Source organism: Runella rosea, from assembly GCF_003325355.1.
In the GTDB taxonomy this organism is placed as follows: domain Bacteria; phylum Bacteroidota; class Bacteroidia; order Cytophagales; family Spirosomataceae; genus Runella; species Runella rosea.
This window is the reverse complement of the sequence record NZ_CP030850.1, coordinates 1,649,692-1,664,748: the sequence shown is the minus strand read 5'-3', so window position 1 is coordinate 1,664,748 and position 15,057 is coordinate 1,649,692. Positions and strand designations below refer to the sequence as shown.

Genomic DNA, 15,057 nt, shown 5'->3' with positions numbered 1-15,057 from the left:
TTTTGCCTAATGTTTAGAGCTACTACATTCATAAACGACATGTTAAAAAACAATACTTCATCTCTTTTTTCGCTTCCTGAAGGAATACATTTCATCAATTGTGCCACACGTGGCCCCTTTTCAAAAGCCGTTGAACAAGCAGGGATTGATGCCATTCAACAGTTCAGCCCGTCGATTCACCAAATCCGCCCTGATGATTTTTTTGAGCGGGCATGGGTTGTACGGGAGTTGTTTGACCAACTCATAAACAGCCAAGATAAAGAGCGCCTTGCGATCATTCCGTCGGTTTCTTATGCCATGGCGGTGGTGGCTCGCAACTTGTACCGTAAGTCAGGGCTGCGGGCGGGCCAACATATTCTATTGTTGGGCGAGGAGTTTCCCAGCGATGTGTACGCGTGGTCGCGGGTTTGTAAAGAGTTGTCTTTAACGATTGTGACCGTACCTATGCCAGATTCCGAAGCCGTTGGGCGAGAGTGGAATGCACGCATTCTGGAGGCCATCAATGAAGATACGGCTTTGGTGGTAATGCCGCACGTGCATTGGCAATACGGGATTAAGTTTGAAATTGAGAAAATTGCCGAGCGCTCAAGGACGGTCAATGCCCTCGTTGCAATAGACGGTACGCAGTCGGTGAGCGCGCTTGATTTTGACGTTCAGAAGGTAAAACCTGATATGTTGGTCTGCGCCGCCTATAAATGGTTGATGGGGCCTTATGGAATGGGGCTGGCATATTTCGGCGAATTTTTTGACGGAGGAATTCCCCTCGAAGAGTCTTGGATGGCCCGCCAAGAAAGCAATTTGTTTTATAAACTCACGGAATACCAAGAAAACTACCGCCCCAAAGCATATCGGTATAACGTAGGCGAGCATTCGCATTTTATTCAAATGCCGATGCTAGAAGTGGCACTGCGGGAAAAACTAGCTTGGGGCTGCGATTCGATACAGGCGCATTGCCAATCGCTTTGGCAGCAACCCGTTCAAAAGTTAGCCAAACTTGGCGTGCAGTTTGAACCCGAAGCCGAGCGGGCGCATCATTTGGTCGGAATCCGGCTACCCGCTTCGACGGATGTCGTGAAAGTGCAGCAAGCATTGGAAGCTCGAAAAGTAATTGTGGCGGCGCGTGGGCAGGGCATTAGGGTGTCGCCGCATTTGTACAATACCGACGCCGACATGAATGCCTTGGTAGAAGCGTTGGCCGATGTATTGACCTAGCGACGGGTGGTATCTACCGCAATGGAGTCATTGGGGGCGGCCACGTCAAACGCCCGGATAATCTGCTTTTTCTTGTTCCATGGTGCGGTGGTGCGTCTTGCCATGTCGATGGCAAAAAAAGCCACAATGGCTACAAAAACAACGCTGACGATAATAAATATTTTACGATTTCGATTCATTGGGGAGTTGCCAAAGGCAAAAGTGAGAACAGATGTTCTTATTGTTTTAAGTGTTTTGGAGCGTCGTAGCTGATGAATTTTCCCGTTCTTGAAGAAATTTCTTCCCAATCTAAATTGGCAAATTCAACGGTGACAACCGAGCCTTTTGACATGGAGCCGATGTCATAATTGGTAAGGTATTCGGCAAAGTAAGTGATGTCAGGATTATGACCAAATACCATCAGATGGCGGCATTTCTCTGGGGCCGTATTGACGGCGGCAAGGTAGGCTTTAGGGCCGTTATCGTACAGGTCGCGGGTGGTTTTGATGGCTTCATATTCGTAATGAAGCTGTTCGGCCATGATGCGGGCCGTCTGAAACGCACGAGCCGCCGAACTGCTCACCAACAAGTCTGGTTTCAGGCCCTTGTCGGCCAGAAACTTCCCCATGCGGGCCGCATCAATGGTACCTGATGAAGTAAGCTCGCGGTCGAAATCTCCAAAGAATGAAGAACTATCTTCCGCTTTAGCGTGGCGGACTATGTACAGATAACGTTTCATAGAAGTCATTTTTGCAAAAATAAGCTATCTTTGCGGGCTCGCCAAGTGTCGTACGCATGAAAATTTTAAATGTCTTTGCTGCTTTCACAGTACTTATTGTTGCCTTCCTATTTTATCGTTTTGTGGGCCAAAATGCGGTAAATGTCCCTTATTTTGATGATTATGCGTATTTAGAATACATCATTAAGTTTATCAATGCTCCGAATGCCCTGCATTTTATGCAAGAATTGGAGTACAAACACAACGGACACGGGGTGATTACGGCCAAATTGGTGTTTTGGCTGGATTATCTAATGACGGGAGAAGCCAACTACCGGACGCTGATTTTGGTGGGCAGTGGGTTGGTTATTGGCTTGTTTGCGTATTTTTGGAAGATACTGTCGGTCAATTGTTTGTCGTTTTGGTATGCGTTGCCAGTGGCCCTATTTTTGTTTACGCCAGCGTATCATGAAAATATTTTTTGGGCGGCGGCACTGTGGCAATATACCGCTTCATTTGCCATTGGATTATTGACCTATTTTTTATTGTCGAAAAAAAATAATTGGGCGTTTACGGGGGCTATTATTGGGGGATATTTATTGACCTATACCAACGGAAACGGGCTTTTTGGAATGTACGTTGGATTGGTCATTCCGCTGCTTCAAACACGGTACAAAAAAGCTATTATTTGGTTGGCTGCCTGTATCTTAACTACCGTTTTATTTTATTGGTACTATCCCTTCGGTTTTGGGTCTTTAGGTCAGGAAAAAAGCGTAAGAAACTCCGCTTTAACCATTGTGTCGTTTTTTGGTTCGTGCGCTTCCTATTTCCGTGGTCGCCTGCCAGAAGTAGCGGTTTTGGGCGTGGGAATTACGCTTTCATTGCTTGGTTTAGCACTTTGGTTGGGGGTAGAATACGTTAAAAAGTTGATAGCTCCTCGCTCGAAAGGCAAGATGTTACCTGTTTTTACGAATACACCTGTTAATTTATCGCTTTTAGCGTTGCTTGCTTGGCTGCTCGTAACGGGGTTGGGCGTGGCTACGGCGCGGGCCGTAGATACCCTCGAAACCCCCGCTCGATACATGATTTACTCTGTAATGTCAGTGGTTGCGTTGTATGTAACATTTTTATTGATTTTGCCCCAACGAGGTCAGAAAATACTGACGGCAGGAATGACCGTCGTAGGTATCTTTTTTGCCGTGAGTACGTACATGTTTGCCGCCCCCGACGTAATTAATTTTCGCAATTCACTCATATCCGATGCCTTTTCGCTTCAGCAACATCGTCGGGTGACGGGGAAGTTGGAGACTATGACAAACTCTGTGGTTAAGAAATATTTTGATGAAGCCGTAGAAAAAGGAATCTACGTGATTCCCACCACCGCGCTGAATGAAGTAAATGTAATCAGCGCCGATACATTGACCATGCCCAATGTGTCTTTAAGCGTTGACATTGATACGTTACCTGCTTACGGCGGTATTCTCATCAATAAAGTACGGAATGAACAATTGGTAGTCAGCCAAGATAAACCCCAAAATGCGTTATTCATGGTGCTTAAAAATGATTCTACTACCTACGTGACGGCTGTAAAACAACGGCCAAACCGAGAACGAAGGTCTTTTTTACGCACAGGAAACTACTTTAAAGAAGGGTTTGAAGCATGGATTTATCAAGATAACATTCCCGAAGGAAACTACCAAGTGGGCTTTCTTTTCAGCGAAAGCCAAAAACCTCGCCTTGTTTATACTTCTCAACGCCTTATAATTCAGGATTTTCAGAAATAAGCTGTTAACTTTGCAACCTTTTTCGGAAGTCCGCTATCCAATAATTTTACAATGAGTACGATCCAACAGGAAATAGCCAAAAGGCGCACATTTGCCATTATCAGTCACCCCGATGCGGGAAAAACAACGTTGACCGAAAAACTCCTGCTTTTTGGAGGGGCCATTCAAACGGCGGGCGCGGTTAAGTCAAACAAAATCAAGAAGACCGCAACGTCTGACTTCATGGAAATCGAGAAGCAACGCGGTATATCGGTGGCGACGTCGGTGATGACATTTGAGTATAATGACTTGCTTATCAATATCTTAGACACTCCTGGTCACAAAGATTTTGCCGAGGATACTTACCGTACCCTTACGGCGGTGGACTCGGTGATCTTGGTGATTGACTGCGTAAAAGGGGTAGAGGAACAAACCGAACGACTCATGGAAGTATGTCGTATGCGGGATACCCCAGTGATTGTTTTTATCAATAAAATGGACCGCGAAGGGCAAAATCCGTTTGATTTGCTTGATGAGTTGGAACAAAAATTGAACCTGAAAGTTCGTCCGTTGACGTGGCCTGTCAACGGTGGTGCTACTTTTAAGGGGGTTTATCACTTATTAGAAAAACAAATGTATTTTTTCAAAGTGAATAAAACCAAAGTAGAAGATGATGTGGCGCTGTTGGAGTTGGATTCTGAAGAATTGGATGCAAAAGTAGGCGCGCGTGATGCCGCTCAATTGCGGGAAGACGTCGAACTTATTGATGGGGTATACGACCAATTTGACCGCGAAGATTACCTTTCGGGAAAAGTGGCTCCTGTGTTTTTTGGGAGTGCGGTAAATAATTTTGGCGTACGCGAATTGTTGGAAGCTTTTTGCCAGATTTCGCCGCTGCCCATTGCCCGTCAAACGAATGTGCGCTTAGTAAAGCCCGATGAGAAGAATTTTACGGGTTTTATTTTCAAAATACACGCCAATATCGACCCGCGTCACCGCGACAGAATTGCGTTTTTGCGGGTTTGTTCGGGCACTTTTGAACGGGGCAAGTTTTATAAAAATACCCGATTGGAGAAAAACGTCCGTTTTTCCAACCCCTATAGTTTTATGGCTTCGGCAAAAGAGGTAGTTGAGCAAGGGTTTCCGGGAGACGTAATCGGTTTGTACGATACGGGCACGTTCAAAATCGGCGATACCCTCACCGAAGGCGAGGAGTTGCAATATGCGGGTATCCCGAGTTTCTCGCCCGAAATTTTCAAAGAGTTAATCAACCTTGACCCCATGAAATCCAAGCAATTGGAGAAAGGTGTTCAGCAATTGACCGACGAAGGGGTGGCGCAGTTGTTTACAGTGCAGCCTGGAAATCGGAAAGTAGTGGGTACGGTAGGCGAACTGCAATTTGAAGTAATTCAATACCGGTTGGAGCATGAGTACGGCGCTAAATGCCGTTGGGTGCAGATGAATACGACAAGGGCCTGCTGGGTAACGAGCGAAGACCCCAAGAAACTTCAGGAATTTATTCGTTTGAAAGGAACGCAAATCGGGTACGATAAAGATGACAATCCCGTTTTTCTGGCCGACTCTGAATGGATGTTGCGCATGAATCGAGACAACAACCCCGACATTCAGTTCCACACAACTTCAGAATTTAAAGTAATGGCAGATTAGTGAAGAGCGGGTAATTGCCCGCTTTTTATCATTTTGAGACATTAAGCCTAGGAAATAAAATAAAAAAAGCTGCTCGAAATCCTCGAACAGCTTTCCGACTATATCCACACCATTATTAGTTGTGCAAATATAGATAGAAAACAATTTATTCCAAAAAAAATCCTGTGTTTTTTTGAGGAGAGGAAACAACTTCATTCCTAAAAATGCAAGGCTTTTTGTAAGTCCTCGATTGTCAGATTGTTTAGATTGGCTAAAACTACATCTGCTTCGGTTAAAATATCGGGTTGGCCAATTCCAACGGTTTTCATACCGGCTCTTCGGCCTGCTTCGATACCTGCTACAGCGTCTTCAAATACGACACATTGGTCAGGAGAGGCGCCTAATTCTTCCGCTCCTTTCAAAAAGACTTCGGGGTCGGGCTTGCCTTTGGTTATTTTGGTGCCGTCGATGATGGCATCAAAAGCGTTGAGAATGCCGATACGTTCCAGAATCGGTTTGGCGTTTTTGCTCACTGAGCCCAATCCGATTTTTATTCCCGCTAAACGTGTTTTTGCCAGAAATTCGTTAATACCCGGCAAAATGTCATCGGGGGTCATCTTATTGATTAACTCCACATACCAGTCGTTTTTGAGTGTCGCCAAAGCTTCTTTTTCAGCAGGATTGAGTGCCACATTTCCGTGGGCAAGAATACGGTCAAGTGATTCCGTACGGCTCACCCCTTTGAGGCTTTCGTTAAATTCTTCCGAGATGTCGAACCCCAATTTTTCGTTGGCCAACCGTCGCCATGCTTGGTAGTGAAAGTGGGCGGTATCTACAATGACCCCGTCGAGGTCAAACAAAAATGCTTTTGGCTGGGCCATGTCTGAGTATCATAGGTTTGATGAGCCGCAAAAATACGCTGAAAGGCCTTACTTCTCCGCATCTGTTAAGGAGTAAATTTAAGAGAGTGACTATTTTGTCGGGAATCCACTTTTTTTGAGGGTCTCAAATAGCTGTTTTACTTCCGTAATTCTTTGGTCACCATTAAGGGCAAAATACCAGAATGTTTCCAATTCTCCGCGGTGCATGGATTGGTTCATGTCGCCGCTTTGGGACTTGTGCGAAGCCTTCACCCAGTCTGCAACAATCATATAACTGTGCTTATTGTCTTCTCCAAATCCAAACGAACGGTCGAACTCAAACACGGGTGCTGCGGGGCTGATGGTTGATTCGGGGTAGCCATCCAGCGAAGTAAACGTAAACGTATACCCCTTATTGGCTGACTGACCGCCCAACACAATGGGTGGTTTGGGGCCTTTGTAGCGCTGAACTGCCCGTAAAGCGCTCAGTGATGCGGCTTTGTGATGGGCGTGCTGCCCTTCATGTGGGACCATACAAAAGATATAATCGTACTGCCCTTTGGCTAGAATACCGTCCAATCGGCGCTCTATATAGCTGATGTCCCAGTTTTTACCTTGAAGATAGGGTTTTTCGTTGCGGTTATAATAATCGTCGATTTGGTCAAAAAAGTAGTAATTGCCGATTCCGAGGATTTCACCAGCCGCCATCATTTCTTTTTTACGTATAAGGGGTAAGTTCTTACGACCTACGACTGAATCGAGCATGTTCATGCCATAATACATCGAAGCCAACATTCCGTTAAACCCGCCCGAGGCATCAGTAATCAGGGCTAAGTCGGCGTTGCCTTTGAGTTCACGGGTAATTTTAAAAACCGTAACGGGAAACATGGTTTCATCGTCGGGGTGAGCTGTAACGATCAGTACTTTGGGGCCTTGGGCAAAGCCACTGAATGTACACAATAACAGGATGCTTATAAGTAATGATTTCATGGGTTTATGAAAAAAAATAAAAAATGATTTTAGATATGACTATCGGGCATGTGCCTAGGACCGTTTGATAACTATTTGTAAAATTTAATATAAAAAATACGCCTTTTTAGGGTGGAACAGCTATATTTAGAATTCTTGATAACTTTATATCCCATTGATTATTAAATATATATACCCATTTAATCGTAAAAAATCTTGTATGGAATAAATTTTTATATCTCAATTAATACTTACTGAGACAGTCTTAATCTTCCCCAATCTTCTCCCAGACTTGTCCTTTTTACCATCGGTATTTTTCGATGGTAATTGGTTTAGTGTGTCGTTTGGAAAGGGACCGATGTTAAAAAGTTAATGCGACTTTTTTAAAAGAAAAGCCGCGATTTGAATGATTTATGCCTTTGGCAAATATTACTTACCCTACAAAAATTACATCATAATAAATGTTTATTGATCAACCCTCGCGTAATAAAATTAAAATAGTGCTTTTTTTACTGGTGGTGACGGCAAGTTCCTCGGTTAGGGCACAACTTTCAATCACTTTTCCCTTTGACGGAGCTGTTTTTCAAAGGAATACGTCTAACACCGCCACTATATCCATTGGAGGGAGCTATACTGGTGGGGTTGAGCGCATTGAGGCACGATTGATTGCCGTAGCGGGTGGAACAGGGGTTGGTTGGACAAGTATTGATACTTCTCCTACGGCGGGTCTTTACAAGGGCACATTGAGTGGAGTAACGGGCGGGTGGTATACGTTGGAAGTACGTTCCATCTTGTTTAATAATGTAATTACCACCACCACTTTGTCGCGGGTGGGAGTGGGTGAGGTATTCGTGATTGCGGGCCAATCCAATGTGCAGGGGATTGAAAATCATGGACATAAAGCGTCCATTGATGCTAATAACCGAATAAAATATATTGACTGGCTGTTGCCGTGTCCCGATGGTACTTGCCAAAATGTGGATCCGCCGTTTCCGTTGATTTCTACACTAAACAGCACCGATCAGGGAGTTCATATAGCGCCCAACGGCGTTACTTCTTGGGCATGGGGAGAGTTGGGAGATGCTTTGCTGAGTCGTTTTAACGTGCCTGTTTTGTTTTTTAATGCGGCGGCAAGTGGCTCATCCATTGGTAATTGGAGTCGTAGTGCCGACGGACTGCCCTCCGTCCATCCACATATTGGAGTACAATATGCAAACAATCCGAATTTTCCGTACCATTACTTGCGGAAGGCACTTAATTTTTATGCTTCGTTGTTTGGTATCAGGGCAGTGCTTTGGCATCAAGGAGAATCTGACTCCGTAAAAAATCAGAATCAAGACCCCAACGATAATACCTCTGCCGCTGAATACAGGGATAGCCTAAACTATGTGATTAGCCGCTCACGCAGTCATTCCAATAAGGCATTGTTACCTTGGGTGGTTGCGAAAGTTTCTTATTGGGGTCCCCCGATTGGACTTGGAACGGATGCGGAAGTTATTTCGGGGCAAGGGCTAGCGATTGATACTCCCAATAAAATATTCGCTGGGCCAAATACGGACAATATCCAACTCCCGCGTGTTGACGGTGTGCATCTTGAAAACGTATCAGGGGGGATTCAGGGTATTTCTGACATGGCGTCTAGCTGGAATACCATGCTTGATAATACCTTCTTTTCGGCGGCCACACCTTACGCGGCAGCAACACCACCCGCATTGACCTTAGGTTGCTCTGGAAGTACCTATTCTATTACGGCTCCTGCGGGGTACACGTATTTTTGGGTGAATGGTAACAATGATATTTCTACTGCATTCTCAAGCGCTCAAACAATAACGCCTGTGGCGGGCACCTATCGGGTGTATTTAAAAGATGGTTCAGATAACGTCATATTATCCCAATCAGTGACAGTTCCGGGAGGGATACCGACGTCTCCTTCGTTGACGGTCAGTGCCTCGCCAGTCGTGGCGGGACAATCGGTTACGTTGTACGCGCAGGGGTGCATGGGAGCGGTTAGCTGGTCTACGGGTCAATCGGGGTACAGTATTTCGCAGACGCCCACGCAAACAACTACGTACACCGCTACTTGTAGTATCGGGAGTTGCGCGTCGGTGGCAGCCAATATTCAGGTCAGTACCTGCCCGACCACCGCCACTTTATCTTCCCCTTATGTTTCGGGGCAAACGCTGATTATAAAAGCCTCAAATACATTGATCGGGGTTAACGCCGTTCGGGCGGGGGCCAATATTATGTATAACGCCAAAAACTCCGTAACCCTTCAGCCGGGCTTTTTGGCCGAAAAGGGTAGTATATTTACAGCGGTTGCAGGAGTGGGTTGTAGCAATTAATGCCTAAGAAAATCGCGTATTTTAAACAGGGATTACCGCCGACTCGCACACGTAGGTCGGAATAATGCCTGTGCTTCGAATCCGAATCTCGGCGTCTTCGGCTGGGATGTTGCCCGTCAGCACCAATACCGTGTCCAGTCCAAACTTATTACCTCCCGAAATATCGGTTCGGAGGGTATCACCCACCATGACAATGTCTTTTTTGCCGATGGCGGGGTTTTGAGCCACCACTCGCTCATAGGCAAACATGAACAATTGGGCATCAGGTTTACCAAAACGAATGAATTGTTTTCCGACAATGTTTTCGAGCATATCGGCCACGCCGCCAATTGCAATGGCTACTTGGGTTTTTGAGGTCGGATAAGTATTGTCGGTGTTGGCAACAATGACGGGAATCGTACGGCGTCGCAGGAGATTGACGGCTTTATTGAGGTCGTTGTTCCAGTCAAAACCTTCGTCGTCGAGCAGCACTAGGGCATTAATATCAGCGGTATTGTCTAAATCTACATCGGAGATCGAAAGCGTTCTTAAGTCAGCCGTTTCGATATAATGGGCAGAATCTTCGGTGCCCAAGTACACGGCGGTTCCTTGTTTTACCTTCAATTGTAAATACTCACGCGCCAACATCCCCGAAGAGATGATGCTGTCGGCGGTGACATCGTGTAGTCCCAATCGCCAATACGATTCGGCCAATTGTTGCGGGCTCCGCGAGGCGTCGTTGGTGAGTATATAAAACTGTTTTTGCTGCTGTCGTATATAGGAAAAAGTGTCAACAATGTTGGGAATCAATCCATGAGCATTTTTCAACACCCCAAAAGCATCGAAGAAAAAGACCTGATAATTGTCGGCGATTTCTTTAAAATTATCCAGATTTAACATGCAGTGAAATGTTAGGTAAACGAGCGAAAGGTTTCAATCGTCGTTATTTTTAGGTTTAATTAGTAGGTATATTCGATTGTTAACCAATGTATTAGTTTAGTGTTTATAATTTCAATCGTTCCAAAATAGGCTCTACCGAAAACGTATCAATCGACGGGAAATACGTACTGTAGGCTTCACTTTGGAGTTTGGTGGCGTAGGTGCGATGGAAAAAATATCGCCCGTATTTGATTACATAATTCAAAATGAAAAAACGATAAGCTTCTGGCAAGAAAAGAACTTCGCGCCGGGTGAGCGGAAAGACTTTGTGATATTCTTCCAAAAACCAGCCAAAACGCTCTTCAGCCAAGGGATTAATCCAATACGAAAACACGGTGCGGTCCCCAGCATCGGAACAAACACGACTGAAAAAATAAAAGTCCATGACCCGATAGCTGATGCGGAACCAGTCGTAATCCCAACGTGAAAACAGTTCTAAGTCGTTGGTGACCGAAAAATTGCCGATGTTCCAATCCAGAAACACAGGGATGGTTTCGATTGCCCCTGCAACAATCGTTTTACGGTTTTCCAGAAAACGATTGCACTGAACACGAAGGGCTTCGATGTTCATCCGATGTTCGTAGCCGCCCGTTTCGGTATCCAGCAGGTCGAGCAAATCCTGAATATCCGAACGCAGGGTTTTGGAAGACTTGGGCATGACGGTGCTCACGCGAGAGCAAGCCAGATGAAACCGCGCAATCTCCGAGCCGAGCTTTCTGATGTGGTGCTCTTCCAACCGACGGGGAAGCTTTTCGGCTACCCGGATGGGGTTGTAAAATACCACCCAAACGTCAATGTCTTCCTGTTGATGACGGTATACGTACACTTGGTTATTTTTAACCAGCGACTTCGCTAGCACCGTTTCAAACGGATACAACAGGTTGTTGGCGAGGGTATGAATCAGGCGGTGGTCTTCTTTAAAGTGCTCAAACTTACCGAAATACGAGAGTTTGGCAATGACACGGTCGCCGCCTTCGAGGGTTACCCTGAATACGTGATTGGTAGAAACACGGGCACTTATGTCTTCAATGTGGTCGATGGGGCGACTAGAATCAAAATCGGCCCATGCAAATCTGATGATGGAAGGATAATCTAAAAAACGCATTGTAAAAATTTTTACAAAGATAGCGTTAGTTTTGATTGAATCCTTGTTGGGATAAGGGGTAGGTAAAGAAGTTAAGGGGGATAGCCCCCTTAAACAAGGCTTTAATTTTTAATAATTTTACCCGCGAGTTCTTTCAGATTCAATCCACCGAAGGTTCCCGAGCTCATCATCAACAGATTGGCTTGTTCCCATTTTTGTTCGAGCAAAAACTGTTGTAAAGTTTCGTTATCCGTAAAAACCTGCAAATCATCGCGCTGAAAAGCCGCTTTTACTTCCGATGGCTCAATGGCATCGAGGCGTTTGTGGGCCAGCGTATGAGGGTTATAATACACCACGGCCACGTCGGCGTCATCGAGTCGATGGGCGTATTGGCCGATGAAATTTTTATTTAAACTACTAAAAGTGTGCAGCTCGACGCAGGCCACTAAGGTTCGTTTCGGAAACTGCGCTTTGGCCGCTTTGGTGGTGGCTTCTACTTTGGAAGGAGCGTGTGCAAAATCTTTGAAAGCGGCCGATTTGTCATTTTTAGCCAATGTTTCCATCCGATTTGCCGCTCCCTTGAAGTTCTGAATGGCCCGGTAAAATTGTGCTTGGGTCAGTCCAAGTTCTTCACACACCGCCAATGCGCCGCTAATATTTTTCATGTTATGCTCCCCGAAAACCAACAAAGGCACGTCGCCATAATCGTTGGTAGTGAGGAAGGTTTGCCCATTATTGATTTTGTGGGGGTGGGCCTCGTAAGGAACCGGACGTACATCCAGCCGTTCGTTTTTGCCGATGACGTCGAGCATATCATCGGTTTCGTCAAAAATCAAAACCCCCGATTTTGGCAGCGAGTCGGCCAGTTTTTCAAACTGTTCTACGTACACTTCCCAGGTCGGGAAAACATTATAATGGTCCCACGCAATGCCGCTGATGAGCGCTATGTGCGGGTGATAATGCAAAAACTTGGGGTTGGGGTCGGTAGGGGAGGCGGGGTATTCGTCACCTTCAATCACAATCATGGGGGCGTTGTCGGTTAGCTTCACCATCGTGTCAAATCCTTCCAGTTGGGCACCTACCAAATAATCAAAGACGCGGTTATTGAAACGAAGCACGTGCAGAATCATCGACGTGATGGTGGTTTTACCGTGGCTTCCCGCAATCACAACGCGTTGTTTATGAAGACTTTGTTGGAATATGTATTCAGGATATGAATAGAGTGGCAGGCCTAATTCTGTGGCACGGGCCAGTTCAGGATTGTCTTTACGGGCGTGCATTCCTACAATGACGGCATCAAGTCCCGCGTGTATTTTCTCGGGAAACCAGCCCATTTCGGCAGGTAGTAAACCCAAGGTTTGGAGTCGGGTGAGGGCGGGGTCGTATATTTCGTCGTCCGAGCCGGTCACTTGGTATCCTTTATGATGTAAAGCAATCGCTAAATTGTGCATCACGCTTCCGCCGATGGCAATAAAATGAACCTGCATTTCTCTATAAATAGGGGTTTGAAAAACTTACCATGTTTCTGTTGATGAACTTGGAAAGTTTGAGTAAATGAGTTGTATTTGCAAACAAATTAACAGCCAATCATTCAAACTATCAAACTTTTCACACAATACCAACAAAAACGTGCCACTTTTATTAAGTATTGATACTTCCACGCGCGGCTGTTCGGTTGCGCTACACCAAAACGGTCAGTTGCTTACGAGTTATGACCTCTTGGCCGAAAAATCCTCGTCGGGGATGCTGACTACGCTTATTCAAAATGCCGTCGAACATGCAGGCTTTATGCTGCCCGACGTCGATGCCATCGCCGTAGCCAAGGGGCCAGGCTCTTACACGGGATTACGGATTGCCGTTTCTACGGCCAAAGGACTGTGTTTTGCGCTAGATAAACCCCTTTTGGCCGTCAATACCCTCGAGGCGCTGACGCTCCAGATTAGCGGTTTTTTTGACGAAGACACGCTTTTTTGCCCCATGCTCGATGCCCGTCGAATGGAGGTGTATTGCGCCGTTTTTGACTATGCCTTGAATTATATCGAGCCTACGCAGGCCAAAATTATGGACGGAGAGTCGTTTGCGGAGCTATTACGTCGTCAAAAAATCGTGTTTTTTGGCGATGGCGCCGCCAAATGTCAGCCCGTCATGGAAGCCTACGGCAATGCTTTTTTTCTCCCCGTAGAGGTGCATCCTTCGGCCAAAACGGTGGGACAATTGGCAGTTGGATTGTTTGAGAAACAACAATTTGAGGATGTCGAAACGTTTGAGCCGTATTATCTGAAAGAATTTATGACCACCGTTCCTAAAAAAACGCGTTTGGTTTAACTCAAAAGTACTATCTAAAGTGATTTGCCGTTGTTAACAAAGTTTTGATTGCATTCTAAAAACAGATGAATTGGTTCATGAAAAACAGTATTCTCTCTCTCCTTGGCCTTGTGCTACTGGCAAGTTGTTCTAAAACAAAAGACCCGATGCCCAAAGGCATTGACGCGATTTTTGTGGGAAGCAGTGACAACAAACTCTACGCCATCAATTCCAAAACGGGAATGAAACTGTGGGATTTTACGGCCGCCGACGCCGTACATTCGACGCCAGTGTTGGGCAACGGGTTGGTGTTTGTTGGAAGTTCCGACGAAAAAGTCTATACCTTGGATATTCAGACGGGGGCCAAAGCCTGGGAGTTTGCCGCTGGAATGCGGATTTCTTCCGCGCCCTTTTTTGCCGACGGTACCGTGTACGCTGGTATGGGCAATACTGCCAATTTTACCAGTAAATTGTACGCACTGAACAGCGTGACAGGCGCTAAAAAATGGGAGTTCACGGCCGAGGGACTGAGTGTATCTTCGTGTACGGTGGTCAACGGTAAAGTGTACGTGGGCGGCTACACAAACATCTACGCATTGGATGCCAAAACGGGAGAGAAAGTATGGGAATTTGCTACTGGAACGGGGGTCGATTCGTCGCCCGCCGTAGCTGATGGGATGGTTTATATGGGCAGCAATGATTATAATCTGTACGCGGTAGATGCACTGACAGGTGTGAAAAAATGGCAATTTTCGACGGGCGGCGAAGTAACTTCCTCGCCTACGGTGGCCGACGGAACAGTATTCGTGGGCAGTTTTGACCGTAAAGTCTACGCACTAGATGCCAAAACAGGTACCAAAAAGTGGGAATTCAGGACCGATGGCCCCGTGCTTTCTTCGCCAGTGGTATCCAACGGTGTGGTGTACACGGGCAGTAATGATTATAAACTTTACGCGCTTGATGCCAAAACGGGCGCTAAAAAATGGGAGTTTTGGACGGGCAACCGCATCCAATCCTCACCTGTGGCTTCCGACAGTTTGGTGTACATTGGTAGTTTAGACCGAAAACTTTACGCCGTAGATATTCAGACGGGCAGTAAAAAATGGGAATTTCAAACAGGAGGTAGCATTTATTCTTCGCCCGTGATTCTCAACGCAAAAGGGGGAACTTACAGCGCTAGCGTTAGCGGGCTACAACAATAACCCCATAATATTTTTACGACGGGCGAACTTTTTTAGTTCGTGCGGGTGTTTCACCAGAA

Annotated in this window: 13 protein-coding genes; 6 read left to right on the top strand and 7 right to left on the bottom strand. The window is 45.9% G+C overall.

Translation table 11 applies throughout. The features are described from left to right. Positions 1-39 precede the first annotated feature (39 nt). A complete protein-coding gene (locus DR864_RS07090; protein ID WP_114066295.1) occupies positions 40-1,212 on the top strand; it encodes an aminotransferase class V-fold PLP-dependent enzyme in 1,173 nt (390 codons plus the stop codon). Here the strand turns inward: DR864_RS07090 and DR864_RS07085 are convergent. Further along, positions 1,209-1,391 carry a hypothetical protein gene (locus DR864_RS07085; RefSeq protein ID WP_114066294.1) on the bottom strand — a complete coding sequence of 61 codons (183 nt, stop codon included), beginning with the start codon at positions 1,389-1,391 and terminating at the stop codon, positions 1,209-1,211. The two genes, DR864_RS07090 and DR864_RS07085, sit on opposite strands and share 4 nt — an antisense overlap. 38 nt (positions 1,392-1,429) lie before the next feature. After that, entirely contained in the window at positions 1,430-1,930 is a 501-nt protein-coding gene (locus tag DR864_RS07080) for a SixA phosphatase family protein (RefSeq protein WP_114066293.1), read from the bottom strand. Between the two features lie 56 nt (positions 1,931-1,986). Between DR864_RS07080 and DR864_RS07075 the strand changes: the two genes are divergently transcribed. After that, the gene (locus tag DR864_RS07075) at positions 1,987-3,693 is read left to right on the top strand and encodes a hypothetical protein (RefSeq protein WP_114066292.1); all 1,707 of its coding nucleotides are present in this window, start codon (positions 1,987-1,989) and stop codon (positions 3,691-3,693) included. Between the two features lie 51 nt (positions 3,694-3,744). After that, a complete protein-coding gene (locus tag DR864_RS07070; RefSeq protein WP_114066291.1) occupies positions 3,745-5,340 on the top strand; it encodes a peptide chain release factor 3 in 1,596 nt (531 codons plus the stop codon). 197 nt (positions 5,341-5,537) lie between these two features. Here DR864_RS07070 and pgmB read toward each other — a convergent pair whose 3' ends face one another. Continuing rightward, complete coding sequence (pgmB, locus tag DR864_RS07060) at positions 5,538-6,200, bottom strand: beta-phosphoglucomutase (protein WP_114066289.1); 663 nt, start codon at positions 6,198-6,200, stop codon at positions 5,538-5,540. 90 nt (positions 6,201-6,290) lie between these two features. Then, a complete protein-coding gene (locus DR864_RS07055) occupies positions 6,291-7,169 on the bottom strand; it encodes a PIG-L family deacetylase (RefSeq protein ID WP_114066288.1) in 879 nt (292 codons plus the stop codon). Between the two features lie 479 nt (positions 7,170-7,648). On the opposite strand from DR864_RS07055, the gene DR864_RS07050 reads away from it, so the two are divergent. Further along, positions 7,649-9,490: a 3-coathanger stack domain-containing protein gene (locus tag DR864_RS07050; RefSeq protein WP_162793614.1), complete on the top strand. Its 1,842-nt coding sequence runs from the start codon at positions 7,649-7,651 to the stop codon at positions 9,488-9,490. 21 nt (positions 9,491-9,511) lie between these two features. Here the strand turns inward: DR864_RS07050 and DR864_RS07045 are convergent, their stop codons facing one another. The 3 genes from DR864_RS07045 to DR864_RS07035 all read right to left on the bottom strand — a co-directional run bounded on the left by DR864_RS07045 (position 9,512) and on the right by DR864_RS07035 (position 12,979). Continuing rightward, complete coding sequence (locus tag DR864_RS07045; protein ID WP_114066286.1) at positions 9,512-10,369, bottom strand: TIGR01459 family HAD-type hydrolase; 858 nt, start codon at positions 10,367-10,369, stop codon at positions 9,512-9,514. Positions 10,370-10,472: 103 nt separating this feature from the next. Continuing rightward, positions 10,473-11,513 carry an aminoglycoside phosphotransferase/kinase family protein gene (locus tag DR864_RS07040; RefSeq protein ID WP_114066285.1) on the bottom strand — a complete coding sequence of 347 codons (1,041 nt, stop codon included), beginning with the start codon at positions 11,511-11,513 and terminating at the stop codon, positions 10,473-10,475. A gap of 101 nt (positions 11,514-11,614) precedes the next feature. Then, entirely contained in the window at positions 11,615-12,979 is a 1,365-nt protein-coding gene (locus DR864_RS07035; protein ID WP_114066284.1) for a UDP-N-acetylmuramate--L-alanine ligase, read from the bottom strand. 142 nt (positions 12,980-13,121) lie between these two features. On the opposite strand from DR864_RS07035, the gene tsaB reads away from it, so the two are divergent. Then, positions 13,122-13,817, top strand: a complete 696-nt coding sequence (tsaB, locus tag DR864_RS07030) for a tRNA (adenosine(37)-N6)-threonylcarbamoyltransferase complex dimerization subunit type 1 TsaB (RefSeq protein ID WP_229599540.1) — start codon at positions 13,122-13,124, stop codon at positions 13,815-13,817. Between the two features lie 77 nt (positions 13,818-13,894). Next, complete coding sequence (locus tag DR864_RS07025; protein ID WP_162793612.1) at positions 13,895-14,998, top strand: PQQ-binding-like beta-propeller repeat protein; 1,104 nt, start codon at positions 13,895-13,897, stop codon at positions 14,996-14,998. Positions 14,999-15,057: the final 59 nt, after the last annotated feature.